This window comes from Verrucomicrobiota bacterium (assembly GCA_027622555.1).
Taxonomy (GTDB): Bacteria; Verrucomicrobiota; Verrucomicrobiia; order Opitutales; family UBA2995; genus UBA2995.
This window is the reverse complement of sequence record JAQBYJ010000007.1, coordinates 1-22190: the sequence shown is the minus strand read 5'-3', so window position 1 is coordinate 22190 and position 22190 is coordinate 1. Positions and strand designations below refer to the sequence as shown.

At 46.1% G+C, this 22190-nt stretch carries 19 protein-coding genes; 2 read left to right on the top strand and 17 right to left on the bottom strand.

From position 1 onward, the window contains the following. Position 1: 1 nt before the first annotated feature. The 7 genes from O3C43_03240 to O3C43_03210 form a co-directional block, all read right to left on the bottom strand. Positions 2-2494, bottom strand: coding sequence for an ATP-dependent Clp protease ATP-binding subunit (locus O3C43_03240; protein MDA1065498.1), 2493 nt, complete (start codon positions 2492-2494; stop codon positions 2-4). Between the two features lie 31 nt (positions 2495-2525). Next, a complete protein-coding gene (locus O3C43_03235; GenBank protein ID MDA1065497.1) occupies positions 2526-3608 on the bottom strand; it encodes a protein arginine kinase in 1083 nt (360 codons plus the stop codon). Then, a complete protein-coding gene (locus tag O3C43_03230) occupies positions 3598-4110 on the bottom strand; it encodes a UvrB/UvrC motif-containing protein (GenBank protein MDA1065496.1) in 513 nt (170 codons plus the stop codon). Before O3C43_03230 ends, O3C43_03235 begins: the two co-directional genes overlap by 11 nt. 176 nt (positions 4111-4286) lie before the next feature. Next, positions 4287-5153 (bottom strand): branched-chain-amino-acid transaminase, encoded by an 867-nt coding sequence (gene ilvE / locus O3C43_03225; GenBank protein MDA1065495.1) that lies wholly within the window; start codon positions 5151-5153, stop codon positions 4287-4289. 116 nt (positions 5154-5269) lie between these two features. Further along, on the bottom strand, positions 5270-6586 hold the full coding sequence (gene ahcY, locus O3C43_03220) for an adenosylhomocysteinase (protein ID MDA1065494.1): 1317 nt from the start codon (positions 6584-6586) through the stop codon (positions 5270-5272). Between the two features lie 8 nt (positions 6587-6594). After that, positions 6595-7761, bottom strand: coding sequence for a methionine adenosyltransferase (metK, locus tag O3C43_03215; protein MDA1065493.1), 1167 nt, complete (start codon positions 7759-7761; stop codon positions 6595-6597). 144 nt (positions 7762-7905) lie between these two features. Then, positions 7906-9696 (bottom strand): phosphoenolpyruvate carboxykinase (GTP), encoded by a 1791-nt coding sequence (locus O3C43_03210; protein MDA1065492.1) that lies wholly within the window; start codon positions 9694-9696, stop codon positions 7906-7908. 402 nt (positions 9697-10098) lie between these two features. Here O3C43_03210 and O3C43_03205 point away from each other — a divergent pair, with 402 nt between their 5' ends. Beyond that, on the top strand, positions 10099-11277 hold the full coding sequence (locus O3C43_03205) for a M20 family metallopeptidase (protein MDA1065491.1): 1179 nt from the start codon (positions 10099-10101) through the stop codon (positions 11275-11277). Positions 11278-11446: 169 nt separating this feature from the next. Here the strand turns inward: O3C43_03205 and O3C43_03200 are convergent, their stop codons facing one another. The 10 genes from O3C43_03200 to O3C43_03155 all read right to left on the bottom strand — a co-directional run bounded on the left by O3C43_03200 (position 11447) and on the right by O3C43_03155 (position 20959). Next, on the bottom strand, positions 11447-12073 hold the full coding sequence (locus tag O3C43_03200) for a CopG family transcriptional regulator (protein MDA1065490.1): 627 nt from the start codon (positions 12071-12073) through the stop codon (positions 11447-11449). A 272-nt stretch (positions 12074-12345) separates the two neighbouring features. Then, complete coding sequence (locus O3C43_03195; protein MDA1065489.1) at positions 12346-13206, bottom strand: outer membrane lipoprotein-sorting protein; 861 nt, start codon at positions 13204-13206, stop codon at positions 12346-12348. Between the two features lie 46 nt (positions 13207-13252). Then, the gene (gene secG / locus O3C43_03190) at positions 13253-13726 is read right to left on the bottom strand and encodes a preprotein translocase subunit SecG (GenBank protein MDA1065488.1); all 474 of its coding nucleotides are present in this window, start codon (positions 13724-13726) and stop codon (positions 13253-13255) included. 69 nt (positions 13727-13795) lie between these two features. Beyond that, positions 13796-14755 (bottom strand): ParB/RepB/Spo0J family partition protein, encoded by a 960-nt coding sequence (locus O3C43_03185; GenBank protein ID MDA1065487.1) that lies wholly within the window; start codon positions 14753-14755, stop codon positions 13796-13798. A 6-nt stretch (positions 14756-14761) separates the two neighbouring features. Next, a complete protein-coding gene (locus O3C43_03180) occupies positions 14762-15373 on the bottom strand; it encodes a LysM peptidoglycan-binding domain-containing protein (GenBank protein ID MDA1065486.1) in 612 nt (203 codons plus the stop codon). 40 nt (positions 15374-15413) lie between these two features. Beyond that, complete coding sequence (gene fmt / locus O3C43_03175) at positions 15414-16439, bottom strand: methionyl-tRNA formyltransferase (protein ID MDA1065485.1); 1026 nt, start codon at positions 16437-16439, stop codon at positions 15414-15416. Positions 16440-16477: 38 nt separating this feature from the next. Then, the gene (gene der, locus O3C43_03170) at positions 16478-17869 is read right to left on the bottom strand and encodes a ribosome biogenesis GTPase Der (GenBank protein MDA1065484.1); all 1392 of its coding nucleotides are present in this window, start codon (positions 17867-17869) and stop codon (positions 16478-16480) included. A 95-nt stretch (positions 17870-17964) separates the two neighbouring features. Further along, a complete protein-coding gene (locus O3C43_03165; GenBank protein MDA1065483.1) occupies positions 17965-19089 on the bottom strand; it encodes an aminotransferase class I/II-fold pyridoxal phosphate-dependent enzyme in 1125 nt (374 codons plus the stop codon). 47 nt (positions 19090-19136) lie between these two features. Beyond that, entirely contained in the window at positions 19137-19619 is a 483-nt protein-coding gene (locus tag O3C43_03160; GenBank protein MDA1065482.1) for an Lrp/AsnC family transcriptional regulator, read from the bottom strand. A gap of 92 nt (positions 19620-19711) precedes the next feature. Then, a complete protein-coding gene (locus O3C43_03155; GenBank protein MDA1065481.1) occupies positions 19712-20959 on the bottom strand; it encodes a S41 family peptidase in 1248 nt (415 codons plus the stop codon). A gap of 69 nt (positions 20960-21028) precedes the next feature. Between O3C43_03155 and O3C43_03150 the strand changes: the two genes are divergently transcribed. Continuing rightward, positions 21029-22066, top strand: a complete 1038-nt coding sequence (locus tag O3C43_03150; GenBank protein MDA1065480.1) for an SAM-dependent methyltransferase — start codon at positions 21029-21031, stop codon at positions 22064-22066. The last annotated feature ends 124 nt before the right edge of the window (positions 22067-22190 follow it).

Below are 22190 nucleotides of genomic sequence, written 5' to 3'. Positions count from 1 at the left end.
ATTAATTGGAAGTCACTTCCGGTGACGATTGTTTCTGATCAAACTTGATGATCCCGTCCTCCATAACGACTTCAATCGGGTCAATCTTTTTGACGTCACCACGCAGAATCGCCTCGGCAAGTGGATCTTCGATGTGGCGTTCGACCGCCCTGCGAAGGGGGCGAGCTCCATATTTCTCATCGTAGCCTTGTTCGATCAGGTAATCTTTCGTTTCTCTGGAGACTGTCATAAAGATATCGTGAGACTCCAATCTTTTGATAACCGAAGCTAACTCGATGTCTACAATCTGGACGAGATCTTCCTTGGTAAGCGAACGGAACACGACGAGCTCGTTTACGCGATTAAGGAACTCAGGTTTAAAGATACGTTTGGATTCTTCCAAAATCTTTTCCTTAATTCTTTCGAAATCGCTCGAGTTGCCGGTCATTTTCCCAAATCCCAGAGAAGTCTCTTTCCTTATCAATTGCGCCCCTACATTGGTCGTCATAATGATAATGGTGTTTCGAAAATCCACTACCCTCCCAAGACTATCGGTCAAACGGCCATCCTCCAAGACTTGGAGTAATAGTTGAACGACATCCGGGTGAGCTTTTTCAATTTCGTCAAAAAGGACTACAGCGTAGGGCTTACGACGAACGGCTTCGGAAAGTTGTCCACCATCTTCGTGGCCAACATACCCGGGAGGAGAACCGATCAAACGCGAAACGGTAAACTTCTCCATGTATTCCGACATGTCGATTTGTATAATGGCATCCTTTTCACCAAACATGTGTTCAGCTAAGGTCTTGGCCAAGTGGGTCTTTCCAACCCCGGTTGGGCCCAAGAACATAAAGGAACCAATTGGACGGCGGGGATCTTTCAAATCTGCGCGCGAACGACGAAGTGCTTTGGCTACCACCTCCGTAGCCAGGTTCTGACCAACCACAACTTTTTGGAGATCTTTTTCGAGATCCAACAAACGCTGTGTTTCCTTTTGCTCCATTCGCGTTAAAGGAATGCCCGTCCAGGAAGAAACAATTTGTAACATGTCATCTCCCGTTACGATGATTTCCATTTCCTTACGGCTCCGCTTCCATTCCTCCATCAACTGTTCACGCTTTAGGCGCATTTGCTTCTCCTGGTCACGAAACTTGGCGGCCTCTTCAAAATGTTGTTTGCTAATCGCATCTTCTTTCTGGCCGCAAACTTCATCAATCTCGTTTTGAAGGTCATCGAGCTCAGGAGGTCGATTCAAACTGGCTATCCGCGCACGAGATCCTGCTTCATCCAAAACATCAATTGCCTTGTCCGGCAGGAATCGGTTTGTAATGTAGCGGTCTGAGAGTTTAACGGCTAACTCGAGCGATTCATCAGTAAAGGTAACATGGTGATGTTCTTCGTATTTGGAACGAATCCCATGAAGAATCTTGATGGCATCCGCCAAGGAAGGAGCCTCGACCTTTACACTTTGGAAACGCCTATCGAGTGCGCTGTCTTTTTCAATAAACTTTCGATATTCCGAGAGAGTTGTCGCACCGATACATTGCATTTCGCCTCGGGAAAGGGCCGGCTTAAATATATTGGATGCATCCATGGCACCTTCTGCTGCACCAGCTCCCACAATGGTATGTAGCTCATCAATGAAGAGGATAACGTTTTTGGTCCTCTTGATCTCATCCATTACAGCTTTGATTCGCTCTTCAAATTGCCCCCGGTATTTGGTACCAGCAACCATGAGAGCCAAGTCCAAAGTAACCACCCGTTTGTCGGCAAGAATTTCCGGAACGATTCCGTTTACCACTTCCTGAGCAAGTCCTTCGACGATCGCTGTTTTCCCTACTCCGGCTTCTCCAATAAGTACGGGATTGTTCTTGGTCCGACGGCAAAGAATTTGAATAACCCGTTGAATCTCCTTCTTTCGACCGATCACGGGATCCAGTTCTCCCTTCCGGGCAAGCTCTGTTAGATCACGACCAAATGCTTTTAGCGCCGGGGTTTTAACTTCCTTCTTATCATCGCCTCCCTGGGACCGGGGTGATGATTCGGGTTCTTCCAAATCAGCACCGGCATAGTTTGGATCGAGCTCACTTAAAATCTCATTTCTGGTGCGCTCGATATCGACATCTAAAGATTTGAGCACTTGGGCAGCTACCCCCTCACCTTCACGAAGCAACCCCAACAGGATATGTTCCGTGCCAACATAACTATGGTTCAAATTCTTGGCCTCTTTACTGGCAAGAGCCAGCACCTTCTTAACACGAGGTGTAAATGGGATATTACCGGATGGTTTGGCTTCCTGACCCATTCCAACCTGTTTTTCAACAGCACTTCTTACAGTGACAAGATCAAGCCCCATCTTCTGCAGAACATTTACCGCAACACCTTGGCCCAGATTGATCAACCCAAGAAGTAAATGTTCAGTGCCAACATAGTTGTGGTGAAATCGATCGGCTTCTTTCCGGGCCAACGCCAGAACTTGTTGCGCGCGCGGCGTGAAATTGTTCATCGGTTCCATAGGTATATTTGGACAGAGTTAAATTGTGGAATTATTGGGTAATATGATCAAAAGAAGGCTCGGGAAGTTTGGTAAATGCTTCCCGCATGTAGGAAGCTCTTAGCACATCTCTTTGGTTCGGTTCAATTTCTTTATTTGTTTTGAATTGTATGTGCCCTGGTTGACATTCAATAAACAATCGGTCCACTAGAACACGACTTTGTTCCCCAATGGATCCAATGTCGATAGCGAGACGTATGAGTGACAGGCGATTCATTGCTTCCGAAGAGCTTAATAGGTGCCCATTTTTCAAAACGCCATAGGCTCGGCCAATTTTGTCAAAAACCTTACAACGATCATCCTCAAGAATCTTTTCACGAGCATCCTCCTCTCGTTCGATAATTGTGGTCATAACGCTATTCAAACGTTTGAGAATCTCAATTTCGGTTTCGCCCAGCGTTTGTTGATTGGAAATCTGAAAAAAACTGCCGCTCGCATCGGAGCCCTCTCCGAATATTCCCCTCACAGCAATGCCAAGTTGATTGACAGCGCGAACCACTTTTTCCATTTGGTTGGAAATAACCAATCCAGGCAGGTGTAGCATAGCCGAAGCCCGCAAACCCGTGCCAACATTGGTCGGACAGGCAGTCAAGTAACCCAGCTGTTTAGAATACGCATAGTCTAACGATTCCTCCAGGAGGGTATCAATACTGGTTATGAAATTCCAGCTTCGTTTGAAATTCAGTCCATTTTTGATGACCTGGATTCTCAAATGATCTTCCTCATTGATCATGATAGAGCAGGCCTGGTTTTGCGAGATGATCACTCCTGCACCTTCCGGTTCTTTGCTCAACTCGCGGCTAATCAGATGCCTCTCAAAAAGGATCTGACGTTCCAGCTCAGAAAGTTCATCAATCCGCAATCCGGTAGGGTTTTTAATTTTGGGAATACGGACTGCTGCCTCCAGGCACTTACCAAGAATTTCCTCTTTTTGTGACTTCTTGGCCCATCCCGGGAATGGATACTGGGCCAGATTTCTCGCCAACCGGATACGTGTGCTCATAATAATTGGGCACTTTGTGGCGGATCCGTGAGTTAATTCTCCCCGATTCTTAATCAACGATCTAATGGACATGGGCACCCTCACTTTCTTGATTCAACTGTAATAGTTGATCGCGCAACCTGGCTGCGTCTTCGTATCGTTCTTCTTCGACCGCCAGTTGAAGCTTTTCGTTAATTTCAGAGAGCTCAAACTGCGATTCCAGTCGAGCAAGCGAATTATGAGGCACCTTTCCTATGTGTTGAATACCTTTGTGCATGTGGGTGAGCATAGGAGCAATCATAGGAGCTAGGTTTTCGTAACAGCTTGGACATCCGAGTCTTCCGATTTTTTTGTAGTCTTCGGGAGTGAACCCACAATCCTGACAAACCAAATCGCTGGTTGAAGGATCCATATCCTCCCCATCAATCCCGCTTGAAAGTAAATCGGCCAAAGAAAATCCATTAGGATCGGTCACGCCCTTTTCCTTTGCGCAGGTCTCACAAAGATCAATTTTGTGAATTTTACCATTCACAATTTGAGTGAGATGCACGGTAGCTAATTTGCTACAAATATCGCAATTAATGGATTCGGCCATGGGTTAAAACGATTGGATAAAATAAGAATGGTGCAATAAAGCAAATCTGCAACTCCAAGCATGAACTATACCCTACGAAGTTCAGTTCAATAACCTGGCGAACAGATTCAATAGTTAAAACGTTTTAGAGACAGGATAATGCCAAAGTCTCCAAGTCTTAATTATGAGGATTATTTTTACAGGAAAGTGCCTTCTTTAGCAACCCTTGAACGGAATTCGGCCAGAAACTGTCCCGTGACCTTTCCAGGCTTCCCGTCACCAATCTTCCGACCGTCTACCTCAACGACAGGAATAACCTCAGCAGCAGTTCCAGTGAGAAAACATTCCTCAGCTATCCAGATATCATAACGTGTCAGATTTTCCTGCGATACCGGGACGCCCAGGCTTTCCGCAATTTCGAGAACAACCTCGCGGGTTACGCCCTTTAATGCTCCGGCACTAAAAGGAGGCGTCATTAATTTTCCCTTATGAAAAATAAAGACGTTATCACCGGTACACTCTGCAACATAGCCCTGATCATTTAGCATCAATGCTTCGATATAACCAAGGCGATCGGCTTCCATTTTTGCCAAAATGTTGTTCAGGTAATTCAGGGACTTCACCGCCGGACTCATAGCTGAAGGGTTTATCCTGCGCGTTGGAACAGTAATGATCTCCAAACCTTTTTCATAATATTCAGGTGGGTAAAGACTCAGATTATCCGCAATTATAAAAATGCTCGGGGAGACACATGATTTCGGAGACAGGCCAAGGGATCCCCTCCCTCTGGTAACGACAAGGCGGATATACCCATCCTTCAAATTATTGATCCGACAAGTCTCGCAGACCGCATCGGAAAGCACTTGGCGTGACCAGGGCATTTCTAACATTACCGCTTTGGCGGAGTACTCCAATCGCTCAAGGTGTTCTTTTAACTTAAAGACACAATTATTGTAGAGCCGAATTCCTTCAAAGATCCCATCACCGTATAAAAGCCCATGGTCGAAGACTGAGATTTTCGCATCCTCCGATTCAACAAACTGACCGTCTAAAAATACCTTCATAATTACAGTCCGACATCCAACACACCTGAAGCTTTCAAGCGCAAGAATTAATTCCCTTGTATCCGTTTCTAAAAAAGCCGGGCTCAGTGAAGAACCCGGCTTAAAAGTGTAATTATTTAATAACGATAATGATCAGGCTTGAAAGGACCTGCCACAGGTAACCCTAAATAGTCTGCCTGAGTCCCACTAAGCTTGGTCAGTTTTATGCCCAACTTATCCAAGTGTAACCTTGCTACCTTTTCGTCCAAAGCCTTTGGTAAAACATAGACCTTATTTTCATACTTACCAGGGTTTTGGAAAAGCTCGATTTGAGCTAACACCTGATTCGTGAAACTGGCACTCATCACAAAACTCGGGTGCCCGGTAGCACAACCTAAGTTTAGAAGACGTCCTTCAGCCAAAATAATAATACGTTTACCGTCCGGGTAGGTGACCTGATCTACTTGAGGCTTTATGTTCAGGACTTTGATTGATGGATCGTTGAAAACGGAAGCAACATCGATCTCTAAATCAAAGTGACCAATGTTTCCAACGATAGCCATGTCCTTCATCGCATCCAAATGCTCGCGACGAATAATATCACGACATCCCGTGGTTGTTACAAAAATATCCCCCTGGGGAGCCGCTTCCTCCATCGTAATTACCTGGTAACCCTCCATAGATGCTTGAAGAGCACAAATGGGATCGATTTCAGTTACGATAACCCGTGCACCCTGGCCAGACATGGCTTGAGCACAACCTTTTCCAACGTCTCCGTAACCGGCGATCACAGCTACTTTTCCAGCGATCATCACATCGGTGGCACGCTTTATCCCATCGAGAAGACTTTCGCGACAGCCGTAGACATTATCAAATTTTGACTTAGTACAGGAGTCGTTTACGTTGAGTGCCGGGCAGCCTAATTCTCCGCGTTGTTCCATCTGATAGAGACGATGAACACCGGTGGTTGTTTCCTCTGATAGTCCACAAATGCCTTCAAGCATCTCAGGAAAATCGTTGTGAATAATGGCGGTCAAATCCCCACCATCATCGAGAAGAATGTTGGGTCCTGATCCATCAGGCCAGCGCAGTGTTTGTCGAATACACCATTCATACTCTTCTTCGGTTTCACCCTTCCACGCAAAAACAGGTACTCCCACTGCTGCAACCGCAGCAGCCGCAGGATCTTCGGTGGAAAAGATATTGCAAGACGACCAACGCACAGAAGCTCCAAGAACTATCAAAGTTTCAATCAGCACCGCGGTTTGAGTTGTCATATGTAAACAACCACAAATGCGAGCACCACTCAATGGCTTGTCCTGACCAAACTCCTCGCGCAAGGCCATAAGGCCAGGCATCTCAGGCTCAGCCATATCAATTACTCTTCTCCCAAGGTCAGCTAAGGAAATGTCTTTAACTTTATAATCCGGTTGTACTTCAGTTTGTGTATTCATGATTTAAATTATGCTAGGTTTGATTCTAATGCATCCACCTTGTTGATTTGCTCCCAAGGTAGTTCTGCTTTCCCGAAGTGGCCGTAATGAGTGGTCGTCCGGTAGAAAGGATGCAATAGATCGAGCTGTGAAACTATGTCTGCTGGCTTGAAGCTGAAGGTCTTTTTTACGGCCTTAATCAAAGCCTCGTCAGACACTTTTCCTGTATCGAACGTTTCAAGAGTAAGACTTACAGGAAGTGGGTGTCCGATGGCATAAGCAGCCTGGAGTTCGACGCAGGTTGCCAGCTCGGCGGCTATAATATTCTTTGCGACCCAGCGCATCATATAGGCGGCAGATCTATCTACTTTCGAAGGATCTTTTCCAGAGAATGCTCCCCCTCCATGACGTCCCCAACCTCCATAAGTATCTACAATAATTTTGCGCCCCGTCAGACCCGCATCTCCTTGAGGACCTCCTTCAACAAAACGTCCGGTTGGGTTGATGAGGTATTTGGTATCTGAGGTCAGAAATTCATCGGGCAATACCGGTTTGATCACCTTCTCAACCACAAAGTTGTGAATGAATGCATGGTCAACATCGGCCGTGTGCTGAGTCGATACAACTACCGCTGTAATTCTGCTCAACTTGCCGCCTTGGTAGGCAACTGATACTTGAGACTTACAATCCGGACGCAACCAGCTTCCTTCAGGTGTCCGACGTAGTTCAGCAAGTTTCCGATTCACCCGATGAGAATACATAATGGCAGCAGGCATAAGCTCATCCGTCTCATCACACGCATAGCCAAACATGATACCTTGATCACCAGCGCCCTGCTCCGCGGTATCTTTTCCTTCCGCTGCCGCAGCATCTACGCCCTGTGAAATGTCGGGGGATTGGCGAGTTAAAATGTTGGAAATAAATACTTTGTCCGCATGGAATACATCATCGTCGTTCACATACCCGATGTCCCTAATTGCCTGGCGAACGACTTTCTCGTAGTCAAATTTTGCTTGGGTTGTGATTTCGCCGGCAAGAAATACGCAATTGCTTTTAACCAATGTCTCGCAAGCAACTCTGCTTGAAGTGTCTTGTTCAAAACATGCGTCCAAAACGCTATCCGAAATATAATCGGCTACTTTATCGGGATGGCCTTCGCCAACGGACTCTGAGGAAAAAATGAAATTGCTACTCATGAGACAGAGTATTTGGGCAATAACCAGCACATGCGCAAGAATAATATCATCATATCATGATATAATGATATGTATTAAGGAATTCCCCTAGCGCTTACAGGAATCGATATAGGAACGTCAGAAACCCAAGTAGAATGTCCAAGCTTAAAAACTTCCGATCAATAGCTCTCTCAGGAAGATCATCTCCTTGGGTAAATGGTCGAACAATTGCAGGAATAGCTCCTCATGGCTGAGTGTCTGCAACTTCATCTTTTCCCGATCAATTGACATAAGCTCGTCCCATTGTTCTTCAGAAAAATCCAGTCCATTCCAATTGAGGTTTTCGTAATGCGGCATCCAGCCAAGCGGAGATTCAAAAGCTCGGGCACTACCAGTAGCCCGTTCGACAATCCAAGCAAGAACACGCATATTCTCTCCAAAACCAGGCCATAGCCACTCACCATCGGCACTCTTGCGGAACCAGTTGACATGAAAAATCCTAGGCGGCTCTTTAAGCTTTTTTCCCATCATTAGCCAATGGCGAAAGTAATCACCCATATTGTAGCCGACGAATGGAAGCATCGCCATAGGATCTCGCCGCAATTTTCCTACGGTCCCTTCGGCTGCGGCCGTTAGCTCCGAGCCTATCGTTGCACCCAGGTAAACACCATGCGTCCAGTTGAAACTTTGAAAAACCAAGGGCACGTCGTTCATCCTTCGACCACCAAAAATAAACGCGGAAATCTTAACACCTTCAGGATCTTCCCAAGCAGGATCAATAGTGGGACAAAGGTGGGCCGGAGCAGTAAATCGAGCGTTAGGATGTGCTGCCGGTGTTTCAACCGAACTCGTCCAATCGTTACCCCGCCAGTCAATCAGGTGAGCCGGTACTTTTTTGGTCATTCCTTCCCACCATACATCTCCGTCGTCCGTTAAGGCACAATTGGTAAAAATGGAATCACGGCGACAGGAAGCCAGCGCGTTGCGGTTTGTATCGTTCGAAGTACCAGGCGCGACTCCAAAGAATCCTGCCTCCGGATTGATAGCATGCAAATGACCGTCGTCTCCCGGTTTTATCCAAGCAATGTCATCGCCCACAGTCGTCACCTCATAGCCTTTCATTTCCTTAGGTGGCTCCAACATCGCAAAATTCGTTTTCCCGCATGCACTTGGAAATGCTGCCGCAACATAAGTCTTGTTTCCATCGGGATCCTTTACACCCAAAATCAGCATATGCTCCGCCAACCACCCATTTTCACGAGCCATTACCGATGCAATCCGAAGTGCAAAACACTTTTTCCCCAACAATGCGTTACCTCCATATCCACTTCCGATAGACCATATGAGACGGTCCTTCGGGAAATGAGCAATGTAGGTGTTTTCAGGATCACACGGCCAAGGAACGTCATCCTCTGGTTTCAAAATGGGTTTGTTAACAGAATGAACACAACGAACAAAGCGTCCATTTTCCCCCAAGGCATCCAACACCTGGGTCCCCATTCGAGTCATGATGCGCATATTGCAAACCACATAGGGCGAATCTGAGATTTCCACACCTATTTGGGAAAGAGACGAACCGATCGGGCCCATGCAGAAAGGAATAATATACATCGTCCTACCCACCATACACCCCTCAAACAGCTTTTTCAGTTTAAGCTTCATGGTTCTGGGCGCTTCCCAGTTGTTCGTAGGTCCCGCATCATCCGCATTCGCGGAACAAATAAAGGTTCTGTTTTCTACCCGGGCGACATCACGAGGGTCTGATCGAAAGAGGTAACTGTTCGGCCGTTTTTTCTCATTCAGTTTAATGGCTACTCCTTGTGCCACCATCTCCGACATCAAGGAATCGTACTCTTTTTGAGATCCATCCACCCAATGAACTGCATCCGGGTTACACACTGATTTTACTTCGTCTATCCATGTGAGCAGGCGGCGATGAGTTGTCGGAACTTTCATTATTATGATTGGTTAGGTATAGTGGATTTAAGCGGGAAACAGGTGCAGATTATTTCAAACATAGCATTCAACTAATTAACCGCAATACCTCAGACCAAATGCGGAGCAGAAGTTTCAGACTTTTCCCATTGAAGGTAACAAAAAATGAGCCCCGGAAGATTAACTTCCGAGGCTACATAGGGATGGGTTTTGGGAGGAGAAATTAATTATTGGATAGTGGTGCGAAACAAAGATTAAATGGATTTAAGGAAACTAGTGCATGAAATCGCCTTTGCCAAGCTTGAAGTCGGTAGAGCTTGACCTCATTCTACATGGACGATTAGGCCATCTTCGAATCATTTGAAGACAAGAGGATTGCAAAGCCTTCCTCGTAGCCTTTGGGTTCGAGCTAACTCTTTCAACATGTCATCCATCGCCGCCATTATCGATCAGTATTTACCTGAGATGAAAACCTTTCGGCATGATCTTCATGAGAATCCGGAGATCGGGTATCAAGAAATTGAGACCGCAAGAAAGGTAAAGGAAAGGCTGGAACTCAAAGGCGGCTTTCACATTCAAGCAGGAATCGCTCAAACCGGAATCGTTGCGACCTTAGGAAAAGAAAAAACTGGAAAAGGAATCGCCCTACGAGCAGACATGGACTGCCTCCCTATTAACGAAGTTTCAGGTAAACCATGGAGCTCCAAGAAAGCAGGTTTGATGCACGCCTGTGGCCACGATGGTCATACCAGTTGCCTCTTGGGAACGGCACTGGCGTTGTCCGATTTATCGGACTCTTTAAAAGGCCCAGTAAAATTTATTTTTCAACCGGCTGAAGAAGGAGGAGCCGGAGGAGAAAAAATGGTCGAAGCAGGCGTTCTCAATGAGCCAAAGGTCGAGATGGTCTTTGGATTGCACGGTTGGCCTGGATTAAAACTAGGTGAAGTTGCAACGTGCAGCGGTTCAATGATGGCGAACGCAGACGAATTCGAGATCACAATTGTTGGTCGAGGCGGGCATGCAGCCTTCCCACATAAATGTATCGATCCGATAGTGATAGCTAGCACTGTAGTAACCGCCCTCCAGTCAATAACCTCAAGAAGTACAGCACCAGAAGACTCGGTGGTTGTGACCGTTGCAAAAATCGAAGGTGGCACAGCTTTCAACATAATTCCGGATTCGGTATACATGCTTGGAACAATTCGAACGCTTTCAGAAAAAACCCAGACAATGGTTTTCAATCGAATAAAGACTATCGCCAATGGTGTAACAGAGTCCCTGGGTGGCCGAGCTGAAATTAAAATAACTAAAGGCTATCCCGTATTGGCAAATGCTCCAGAGGCCTATACCTACCTTACGGAAACGTTTGAGAAAATGGACAACCCGGTAAAACAGGTGGAGGCCATCTTTCCCCAGCTCGTCGGGGAGGATTTCGCTTACTTTGCTCAGACAAGACCTTCCTGTTTCTTTGCGCTGGGTCTGATTCCTTTAGATACAGATAGCTATCCTCAACTTCACCAGGCAGATTTCGATTTCAACGACGACGCATTGCCGATCGGGATGCGCTGCCTGTCGGAACTCGTTTTAAAGTTTTGGGACTAAGGAGTCCCTCACATTTCAGGAAACCCTCCAGTTAATTTTTCCATAGAAGAATACCTCAACAAGCACTCGCCCGTTTTAGGTATGCTTTGTTCAGGCTAATCAAGGAAAAGGACAAAAAAAGCGGATGGCTGTTTATGCCATCCGCTTTGGAAAATAGTTCTTAGAAAGACTACTTCTTTTTAGCCTTCTTATACTTCTTTTTAGCCTTCTTAGGAGCTGCCTTCTTAGCTGCGGCTTTCTTTGGAGCTGCTGCCTTCTTTGGAGCTGCGGCTTTCTTTGGAGCTGCGGCTTTCTTTGGAGTTGCGGCCTTCTTAGGAGCTGCGGCTTTCTTTGGAGTTGCGGCCTTCTTTGGAGCTGCGGCTTTCTTTGGAGTTGCGGCCTTCTTAGGAGCTGCGGCCTTCTTAGGAGCTGCGGCCTTCTTAGGAGCTGCCTTCTTAGCTACGACTTTCTTTGGAGCTGCTTTGACAGGAGTTGCCGGCGCTAATGAGCCAGCAGCAATTTTCTTTGGAAGTGCTTCAACGCTTAAACGAAGTAATTCGCCAACGCTTACTTTCAACTTCTTAGAAGCACGAATCAGTTCGTTCTTCGCTTTAGGAGATAAACGAACTGAAATCTGCTTGCTAGATTTGGGTTCTATCTTAACTGATTCGAAATCAAACTCTGCCAATGCAAAACGGATTATTTCGCTCTTAGACGATGCGCCTGATCGTTTTTGAAGGGTTTCTATTTTGTCCAATAGCTTACCTCCAATGTCGAAGGTCAATGGCGCCGTTGCGGATGTCTTTTTAACTGCCATGGTTTGTGTGCCTTTTCTTTTTAATGATGGATTGATTAAACGCCACGAAGTTGATCAGTCGATCAAACCTAATAACGTGATTCACTGATTAGTATTCTGACTATATTTCCTTTTTCAAGGTAGGATTTTTCTTTTATCTAGCGAATTCTTGCTTCGTGCAACCATATTTCAACTACATGGACGAACAAGGTGAGAATCCCCTATAAGAATTGATTTCCGTCCTTAGTTCCTCTTAATGAAAACAAAGAGTCATAAATTGAAAAAACAGAGGTTCAACGCACTCGTTGGTAATCAGATAGCGGGATTTCGGGTACATGATCTGACGACTCACCTCTCCCAAGAGGCAAATCACTAAAGTCACGATTCACAGCAGCTTCCTTAATAATAAGGCGTGTCTTGTCTCTGGTGTTTTCATTTAAGAAATCCACCGTTTTAGGCAGCCAAACACCATCGACTTTTTTAAGGTCTAATAATCGAAATGATTTTATGACTTCGTCTTCCTTGGAAACATAATCCGCCTTGAGCATGGCATTGAAACTTTCATCCAAAAATACCACAACCCCGTGTAACCCCAACGGATTGGCATCAAGACCTTTGGGAGCCACCATTAAAAAAGCGTGCGCGACTCTGCCTTGAACTTTTGTAACGCCTTCATAGTGCCAATCATTCCAATAAATAAAGGGCATCATTAGGTCGAACGCCGTTAGGGTAACACCCTCATCCACGGGATCAAACCAGCCTGAAGTGGTTACTTTACTCCATTCCTTGGACGGATGTGTTCTTTTCAAAACTGAAGCATAAGGACCATTTCTGAGAAACAATTCCTCCTCAGGTTCAGAGTGAATACGGATCTGCGAGACGGGTCCATCAGCAACATTTGAGCTCCAAATAGTGCCTCCTATCTCCTGACGTTTACCTCTTCTGGGAATATATTGAAGGGTGTATTTTAAACTAAAGTCTCCTTCAACCCACAATTGGCGGAAAGATCTCAGTCTCTGCTCCCCTTCCGCGTGATCAATCTCTCTAAGAAGTTCGATCTTGGTACGACGTAACGAACCCTGCCCGTAGCTCATGCCAAGCCCCGCTATTACAAAAAAAGATATACAAAGGGCTATTCTTGTTGCCGAAATCATGAGGTTTTTTGACCTCAGAAAACTGTGCTTGTTGCAGAAGACCAAATTAAGGGTTAGTAGCTTTTTCAGCTTCAGCTTTTGCACCTTCCACCTGGTCTACAACGTCTTCGGCAACTGCCTCAGTTTCAGTCGCTACTGCCCCAGCTGAACCTTCACCAAGTCCGAGAATTTGCTGTAGCGCGCTGTCCGCGGTAGCTTCTGTCGAATTTGCACCTGCAGCAGATTCGGCCGCAATTTCACTTAGCAGATTTTCACTCGCCTCCTGATCAATCCTCTTATTAGAGGCTATGTTTATTAGGTAGAGGATAAAGGTGAGGACGAAAAAAGAAATAACGGAGGTCCTTGTGATTTTCGTAAGTAACGATCCTGTTTCCGCTCCAAGTGCAGCTTCCATGGCTCCACCACCCAAAGCAGCGCCCATACCTCCGTCACCTTTTGGTTTTTGAACCATAACAACCAAGAGTGTGAAGAAACAAAGAAGGATCAAACCTAAGCTTAAAAGTGCTATTAAAATATTCATGTATCTGCTGTTCCGAAAAAACGCGCTAATTTGCTCACCGAGTTCTTACAGTGCAAGTCAATTCCTGAATTACGATTCGACCCCCATTTCTTCAAGTATTCGGGTAAGATCGTCATTTCCAAAATACTCAATCGTTATACGGCCTTTCTTGGGAGCATGCTTGATGGATGCGCGTGTTTTGAATCGTTTTGAAATCTTGTCTTCAAGTTCTTTAATTGCACCCATTTCCCCAGCAGGTCTGGCAGCCTTAACTTTAGCGGCAGGCTGACCAGGAGATTCTTTAAGCAGCCGAGCCAGGCGTTCGGTTTCACGAACACTGGATCCATCTTCGATAATCCGCCGTGCAAGCATGTCTCGCTGAGCAGGTTCCTCCACACCAAGAAGTACTTTGGCATGACCTGTCGAAAGATGCCCCTTGCGCAAAAAACCCTGGATTTCTTTTCCAAGTTGCAGCAAGCGAAGCGCATTGGCGATCGTAGCTCTACCCTTCCCTACTCTTTCGCCGACCTGTTCTTGGGTTAGATCAAAATCTCGAAGTAAACTGGCGTAGCCTAGGGCTTCTTCCACTGGATTCAGTCCTTCACGCTGTAAATTTTCGATCAGGCTCAGAGTCGCTGAAGAAGAATCGCTGGCTTCAACGAGCCTGGCAGGAATCGTTTTTAAATTTAGCTGTTTGCATGCGCGCCAGCGGCGCTCTCCCGCGATAAGCTGGTAATTCTTCCCAACTTTGCGGACCACGATCGGCTGAAGTAGTCCCTCCGACCGAATGCTCTCCGCCAATTCATTAAGCTGTTCCTCAATAAAATCTCTTCTTGGCTGGTATGGATTTGGCTCGATAGCGGAAATCGCCAGTTCGAGAAAACCATTTGCGGAAACGGCCTCCAGCGGGACATCATTTGATGCTACCACTGAATCGTTTTTTTCGGTAATCGTATCTTTAGTAACTTTCTTTGCGGGTTCCTGCTTCGCAACACCGCCTGAAATGAGACTGCCGAGACCTCGACCTAAACCTGTTTTTCGTTTCGCCATGAAATGTTAATTTTGATTGTCAATGGGTAAAAAGAGCTCACGCCCGATTTTCAAACGATCAGGATCTGGAATTTCGTTTGCGTGAATAATGTAGGAAACTGTCGAGCCAACGCTACTCGCTATTTTCGAAAGTGTGTCTCCCGGCTTTACAATATAAAGAATTCCGGTTTGTGGATAAGATTTCGGGTCAAATACAACTGGAACTGAAGGCTGAGAACTACCACCAGTAGTTGGAGTTTTTTCAATTTCTTTCGCGAGTGCCCTGATCTGTTTGCTGATTTGTGTAAGAAGCTCCTCCCTTTGAGTTTTATTTAGCCGGTTAATCTCCGCGTACAAGGAGGCTAGCTCTTGACGAAAGACGACATCACTTACAGCGGATGAGCTTTGGGCTTCGACTTTTTTAATCCTCAGTTGCAACGACTCATTTTCGCGTAACAGTCGCTCAACTTCAAACCGCATTTCGCCCAACTGTTCTTTGAGCAAGGCAACATCCTGAGACAGACTTGCCGTACCGGCACCTCCGACCATGCGGGTAGGCGGAGAATAGTTTTGTCCCATTACCCAAAGGAACGGAACAACTAATAGAGAAAAATAGATGGTGAATTGCTTTAGCTTCATAGACGGAACTCCTTCAAAAGGTCAGATCAACCCATTCATACTATGGTTTCGCATAAAGTTGAAAGACTCTTTTATGAGAAACCGGTTTCTTTGTGACTAAGGGATGCATTGAATGACTGACAAACCGTGAACCAGGCTGGATCGGGAAGCCACGCAAAAAGTCATCGGCAGGCAGCATTCTGCCTCCAGGCTTTTGCAAAGTCAGCAAATTCAAGACTCCATCCACTGTCGAAACAGATACTCCGCTCTGGTCACATTTCAATATTACCCCAGGTTCTTGACTACAGTTCTCATCTGACCAACTCGCGGTTCCTACCTTAAGTATAACCTCATTCAATTCGGCAAAACATCCTGGCCAGGGGTTGAGCCCATTAATACGTTGTGCCAAATCCCGAGCCGGATGATTAAAGTCCAATTGCCCATCTTGCTTCACTAATAGTCGGCAATAGGTGACAGCCGATTCATTCTGCTTCTGGGGACCTATCGATCCTTCGACTATAGAAGGCAAATGCACCTTCAACAATCCGGGACTCGCATTCGCTAGTTTCTTTCGATAACTTCCACCCGTTTCCAAGTCATCTTTGGGTACACTTAACTGGCCACAAATGGGACCAGCATCCATTTTCATAACCAACTGCATTAGGGTAACACCGCTCTCCGCCACACCAGAAGCAACCGCGGTTTCAATCGGCGATGCCCCGCGAAGCGCTGGTAAAAGCGAAGTATGAATATTGTAAATACCAAGAGCCGCGGAGTCCAAAACCTTCTGCGGAAGAAGGTGACCGTAGGCCATAACCAAAATGATTCCTGCCTTCCATTTCTCTAAGTCCGCAATCTCCTCCTCCCCAAAAGATTCAGGCTGAACCACAGGGATCGAATGCTCCATTGCCCAGGTCTTAACTTCATTCGGTTGAACTTTTTGACCACGACCGCGAGCCCTGTCAGGTTGAGTGTATACGGCAACCATTTCGACAAGATCGTTTCTACTTAATACATAACCCAGGGTTGGCAGAACTATGGGATCAGATCCCATAAAAACCAATCGAACGGGTGGTAGGTGTGACATCCAATTATTCGCTAAATATTTATATCCGCAGTAAGCGGTTAGGAAAATTTCTTCGGCGGCTTCTTCCCTTCCAAATCAAAAAGCAAAGGACAGCCTTGAAGTTGAAATTCTTCCAACAATTTACTTTGAAGAAAGCGGCGGTAGGCTTCATCCAAACGTCCGGCCTGATTGCAGAACAATTTAAACTTAATCGGGCGGGTGGAGATCTGAACAGCGTAATATATTTTAAAGCGGATCTTTTGCACCAACCGTGGTGGGGTTTGATCCAAGTAACGCTGGATAACCTGATTGAGCTTCCCGGTCGGAATTTGAGCGAACAATTTTTTATAAATGGAGGCGGCTTCAGTTAAGATATCGTCAACACGAAAGCTGGTTCGAGCCGATACAAAAAGTATGGGTGAATCAGGGAGCGTGAATATTTCCTTTCTCACAGATTCGGCAAATTTTCTTTTGAAGTCAAAGAGGTCCTTATAACCGGGCAAATTGTATTGATCGAAGGTTTCAACAGCCAGGTCCCACTTGTTTACCAAAATAATGATCCCCTTTCCTTTGTTGAGAATCTCACCAGCGATCAATTTATCCTGCTTGGTCACACCCTCCATGGCATCAAGAACCAGGAATACCACATCGCTGCGTGCGATCGTCTCCTCAACGCGGACAGCAGAAAAATATTCGACTGGATCGATAATCTTGGTCTTACGGCGCAGACCAGCAGTATCGATAAGACTAAACTCGAGAAGTTCTCCGGATTTATTTTCAAAATCAAGGTCCTGACTGATTGCATCGCGAGTTGTACCTGCAATGTCGCTGACAATCATTCGCTCCTCTTGCAGGAGCGTATTACAAAGAGATGACTTACCCACATTCGGTCGACCAACAAATGAAATACGGATTCTCGAATCCTCGACCATCTCAGATTTCGGCACTTCGCCCAATATTTCCACGATGAACTCGCGAAGCTCATTGATTCCACGTCGGTGTTCTGCGGATGTGTACATCACTCCCTTCAGGCCTAGTTTATGGAACTCGTGGATTTTAAAATCGTGCTCGGGTCCGTCAATTTTGTTAACAACCACCCAGGCCGGCTTGCCACTTGATCGAAGATGCTCGGCAACCATTTCATCAAGAGGCGTCAATCCATCAAGCCCATCTGTCACAAAAAGAACCATGTCAGCTGCTTTTATTGCGAAGTCTACTTGTTGTTCCGCTGCAGCCTGGATCAAAGCCGGAGTCATTTCTGGTTTTATCCCAATACCTCCGGTATCCATCAAAACGTGGCCAGAATCCAATTCATAGGAAACAACGTCTCGAGTTACTCCAGGTCGATCATGAACAATAGACAAACGACGGCCGGCAAGCGCGTTAAACAAACGACTCTTACCAACATTTGGTCGACCGACAAGGGCGACGCTTTTGTGCGCAAATTCCATAGGAAAACCGCCTCTGATAACAACTCACCAGAAATAAACCAACTTAAAATCAAAAAGGTCTACTTTAGTTTATCCAGTGTAGAGCAAAGCACTCATCAAAGTCCCTGAACAAATGCGTCTATCAAGTCGGTTGCCAGAATCAAGTTTTCGTAACTGGTTGAGTAACTGCAGCGAATAAAGCCTTCGCCACTTTCTCCAAACGCAGTCCCAGGAACAGCCGCCACCCGGCGGTCTTCAAACAATTTCATGGAAAAGCTCTTGGAATCCAAGCCAGTCGATTTAATAGAAGGAAACGCGTAAAATGTCCCATTGGGAAGATAGCAGGTCAGCCCGGAGGCATTCAGCTTTCGCACAATCAGATCGCGGCGGCGCTGATATTGCTCCTTCATTCGAGCCACGGAGTCCGCGCCGTTTTCCAAAGCTTCCACCGCGGCTTCCTGACTCAATATCGGAGCGCACAACATACTGTATTGATGCACTTTCATCATGGCTTCCGTCAGCTCTGCATTGGCGCAGGCAAACCCAATGCGGAAACCTGTCATCGCAAAGGCTTTTGAACAGCCATGTAGTAAAATAGTACGGTCGCGCATCCCCGGTAGACTGGCAATCGAAGTGTGCTTTCCTTCAAAGGTTAGCTCCGCATATATTTCATCACTTATAACCAGAATGTCCTTTTCCTGGGCAAAGCGTGCGATCTCAAGTAGCTGTTCCCTCGTTACCGTACCACCAGTTGGATTCGTAGGGAAATTAAGTAAGAGCACTTTTACTCCCGGTTCCCAATGGTCCCAAAGCCGTTTGGGATCGAGGGCGAAGTTATCCTCCTCCTTCGTGGCAACCTTCACACCAATACCATGGGTCATCAAAACCGTTGGATGATAGGATACGTAGCAGGGTTCATGGAACATAACCTTGTCACCTGGATTAACCACCGCTCGGAGTGCTATATCCAAGGCTTCAGAAACACCAACGGAGATCAGGATTTCTTTTTCAGGATTGTACTCTACCTCAAATTCTTTGCTTATGTACTTGGACACAGATTTCCGCAATTTGAGGAGCCCTAAGTTGGAGGTATAACCGGTCTTACCCTTTTCAAGTGCGTAAATCGCCGCTTCGCGAATATGCCAGGGAGTAACAAAATCGGGTTCACCGATTCCAAGTGAAATCACATTGTCTGCAGCTTGCACCAATTCAAAAAATTCGCGAATGCCTGATCGGGGCATCTCGCGAACATGTTGGGCGACAAATGAGGTTGTTTCTTCGGTCGTGTTCACGGGCTAACTTTTGGTTTCTCAGAATCGTCGCCAAAACCCGGTAAGAGGAAACCTTGCTCTTTGTAGGTACGTAATAAAAAATGGGTCGCAGTCGAAAGGACACCGTCAATTGTCGCCAGGCGCTCTGAAATGAAGCCGGCGACCTGACTCAGCTGTTTCCCCTTTACAACCACTTGTAGATCGTAACCACCAGACATCAGGTAACAACTTTCTACTTCATCGAAACGACTGATCCGCTCAGCCAGCTTATCGAAACCACCACCTCTCTCAGGCTTGATTTTCACTTCAATTACAGCGCGAACAACTTCATCCATTTCAGCAGAAGGATTAAATACCGGACGCCAGCCAAGAAGAATGTTTTTCTTCTTCAGCTCCTCCAGGCACGCCTCCACTTTCTCTTCTGAATAATTCAACACAGCCGCGATTTGGCGTGTGTTAAGAGACTCCCCCTCAACAAGTAATTGTAAGACTTTTTCCATAAAAGCGGTCGACCCTAGAGAACTTAATTTCTGAGTGCACGCACAATATCATGAAGGAAAAACAAAATAAAAAGCAGCTGAATTGAGTGCGTTTACCTGGTCAAGGCACGCGCGCGCACGACCTTCAAGGCCACTTCCAATTGTTCGTCTATGATAGGATCAAACCCATGTTTCCTCGTGAATTCTTCCGCACCCAGGTTGTGGAGATATCTCCGCTGAAGCATTAGCTTTCTCAGGTCAATCTCCTCAATGGGGACAACCACATCTGGCTCAATACCCTGCTTGTGAATGACTCGGCCGCTCGGGGTAAAGAACAGGGCCGTGGTCAGGCGCATCGCATCACCACTCTGGTATTGAAAAATCGTTTGAACGGATCCTTTACCGAAGGTTTTCGTTCCAACCAACTTAGCGCGCCCAATGTCTTGCAAAGCACCGGCGACAATTTCCGAAGCACTGGCACTCCCTCGATTTACAAGAATGACGATAGCATAGTCACCTTCCCTCATTTGGGACTCCGAGGTATAGCGCTTATTCTGTGAAGGATTTTTCCCTTTAGTGTACACTACCGTTTCTCCTTTCGGGAAAAACTCGCCCGCGATCTCAACTGCAGCCGGAAGCACACCCCCAGGATTATTGCGCAGATCAAGAATCAGCCCTTCCAACCCTTCGTCTTCAAGTTCTTCCAATGCCGAATCAAATTCATCGAAGGTTTGCGTTCCGAATTGAGTTATTCGGATATAGCCGATTCCTGGTTCAAGCATTTCAACACCTCGCACACTGTCTATTTTGATAACACGCCGAATGACTTCCTTAGACAGAACCACTTTCGACGAGGGTCGAAATATATCAAAATTCACTTTACTATCTGGGGGTCCGCGAAGCAGGTTTACTACCTCACGGTAGGATTTCCCGATCGTCGACTCTCCATCGACTTTTACGATTTGGTCACCTGGAAGAAGTCCGGCTAACTCACCCGGACTATCTTCAAATGGTGAAACAATAGTAACTCGATCATCGGACCATTCTACTTCGACGCCTATTCCACTATAACGTTGTTCCGTTTCTATTTCGAATTCGGCAGCTTCCTTGCGGGCCAAATACTCAGAATTTTCATCGAGAGACTGAAGTAGATCATCGATGACATTCCCTGCCTGCTCCGGTGATTCGGTAACGTCGGTCTTATCTGAAGCGATTGAGGTAAAGCTGAGGGTTTCCTGAATAAATTGAAAGTCGCTGCCCAGAGCCACACGCGTTCCACCAAAAACATCACTTAAGTTCGTAAGCGCAGCAGTAGAAAGAATCGAAACCCAAAAAACCGTAACAGTTAAATCTCGTCTCATAATAGAAAGCACATATGTAATAGACTGCTTAATACCCCAATATTTCCCAGGTTTTTCAAGTCTTTCGAAATGAGTGTTGCACCAGCACATCCAAATACCCTCAAACTGATCCATAAAATGCGAGACGCAAGTCCTGCAAACCATCAGCTTAACTATAAGGACTTCATTCAATTCGCACTTTATGACTCAGAATTCGGGTATTATTGCAGAGCTGCGGAACGGGTTGGTCGCTCAGAAGATACAGATTTTTATACTTCGCAAAGCCTCGGCCCCATTTTTGGAGCTTTGGTAACCAATGCGGCTAGCACGCTTCTCCAGGAACAAGAGGCACAGCCAATTGATTTGAAAGACTGGACTCTTGTTGAGATTGGCTACGAAAAAGACCCGGGATGGTGGGATAAGGTGGAATGTCCGTTTCGCGATAATTTGAGATTCGGACCAAACGATGAATTAAACTTCACAGGCAATTGTATCGTTTTCTCAAACGAGCTTTTCGATGCACAACCGTTTCATCGTATTGTCTACCTGGAGGAAAGCTGGAAGGAGCTCGGGGTAGATGTATCAGACAAGCAGCTTTCGGAAATAATCCTGAGCGCACTTTCTCCGGAGGTTGACGACTTCGAGAACCAACTGCCCATTCATGCGCCTGAAGGTTATATTATCGACCTGCCGCTAGCCACAAAATCGCTCGCAGCTACTATCCTGAATCTTAATTGGAATGGATTATTTATAGCACTTGATTATGGGAAGCCCTGGGCCCAGCTCGCTTCTGATTTTCCTTATGGTACAGCAAGATCCTATTTCAGGCATAAGCAATCACCGGACCTCATTGCTCAACCAGGGATGCAAGACCTCACTTGCCACATTTGTTGGGATTGGTTGGAAGAAAGTCTCACGAGTGCAAATTTTCAAAATATCGCCGTCAAAAGCCAGGAAGCCTTCTTTGTTAAACATGCAGCAAAAAGTATTGAGCAAATAATCTCGGCCAACCTTGGACAATTCGACGAAAACCGACAAAGCCTGATGCACCTCATACATCCCGGTTCCATGGGCCAACAATTCCAGGTCCTTTCGGGCTATAGGCCAAACGAATCCTGGAAACTTTAAAGTCATCGCCATTAGAAAACAAAAAAGGCCGCCGGTTAAGGCGACCTTTTTAATCCTATCTAGACCCTGTTCGAAAAGCCTTCCGGAAGGAAGGTTTTCTTTTTTTTGGTTCGTAGTTCAGGCT

What these genes read in the sequence shown, in the direction of transcription:
- O3C43_03185 (MDA1065487.1), bottom strand. Translation starts at nt 14,755, where the DNA reads ATGGCGAAACGAAAAACAGGTTTAGGTCGAGGTCTCGGCAGTCTCATT.
- secG (MDA1065488.1), bottom strand. Translation starts at nt 13,726, where the DNA reads ATGAATATTTTAATAGCACTTTTAAGCTTAGGTTTGATCCTTCTTTGT.
- ahcY (MDA1065494.1), bottom strand. Translation starts at nt 6,586, where the DNA reads ATGAATACACAAACTGAAGTACAACCGGATTATAAAGTTAAAGACATT.
- der (MDA1065484.1), bottom strand. Translation starts at nt 17,869, where the DNA reads ATGGAATTTGCGCACAAAAGCGTCGCCCTTGTCGGTCGACCAAATGTT.
- metK (MDA1065493.1), bottom strand. Translation starts at nt 7,761, where the DNA reads ATGAGTAGCAATTTCATTTTTTCCTCAGAGTCCGTTGGCGAAGGCCAT.
- O3C43_03235 (MDA1065497.1), bottom strand. Translation starts at nt 3,608, where the DNA reads ATGTCCATTAGATCGTTGATTAAGAATCGGGGAGAATTAACTCACGGA.
- O3C43_03200 (MDA1065490.1), bottom strand. Translation starts at nt 12,073, where the DNA reads ATGGCAGTTAAAAAGACATCCGCAACGGCGCCATTGACCTTCGACATT.
- O3C43_03210 (MDA1065492.1), bottom strand. Translation starts at nt 9,696, where the DNA reads ATGAAAGTTCCGACAACTCATCGCCGCCTGCTCACATGGATAGACGAA.
- O3C43_03180 (MDA1065486.1), bottom strand. Translation starts at nt 15,373, where the DNA reads ATGAAGCTAAAGCAATTCACCATCTATTTTTCTCTATTAGTTGTTCCG.
- O3C43_03155 (MDA1065481.1), bottom strand. Translation starts at nt 20,959, where the DNA reads ATGAGACGAGATTTAACTGTTACGGTTTTTTGGGTTTCGATTCTTTCT.
- O3C43_03150 (MDA1065480.1), top strand. Translation starts at nt 21,029, where the DNA reads ATGAGTGTTGCACCAGCACATCCAAATACCCTCAAACTGATCCATAAA.
- O3C43_03165 (MDA1065483.1), bottom strand. Translation starts at nt 19,089, where the DNA reads ATGCCCCGATCAGGCATTCGCGAATTTTTTGAATTGGTGCAAGCTGCA.
- ilvE (MDA1065495.1), bottom strand. Translation starts at nt 5,153, where the DNA reads ATGAAGGTATTTTTAGACGGTCAGTTTGTTGAATCGGAGGATGCGAAA.
- O3C43_03205 (MDA1065491.1), top strand. Translation starts at nt 10,099, where the DNA reads ATGTCATCCATCGCCGCCATTATCGATCAGTATTTACCTGAGATGAAA.
- O3C43_03160 (MDA1065482.1), bottom strand. Translation starts at nt 19,619, where the DNA reads ATGGAAAAAGTCTTACAATTACTTGTTGAGGGGGAGTCTCTTAACACA.
- O3C43_03240 (MDA1065498.1), bottom strand. Translation starts at nt 2,494, where the DNA reads ATGGAACCGATGAACAATTTCACGCCGCGCGCGCAACAAGTTCTGGCG.
- O3C43_03230 (MDA1065496.1), bottom strand. Translation starts at nt 4,110, where the DNA reads ATGGCCGAATCCATTAATTGCGATATTTGTAGCAAATTAGCTACCGTG.
- fmt (MDA1065485.1), bottom strand. Translation starts at nt 16,439, where the DNA reads ATGTCACACCTACCACCCGTTCGATTGGTTTTTATGGGATCTGATCCC.
- O3C43_03195 (MDA1065489.1), bottom strand. Translation starts at nt 13,206, where the DNA reads ATGATTTCGGCAACAAGAATAGCCCTTTGTATATCTTTTTTTGTAATA.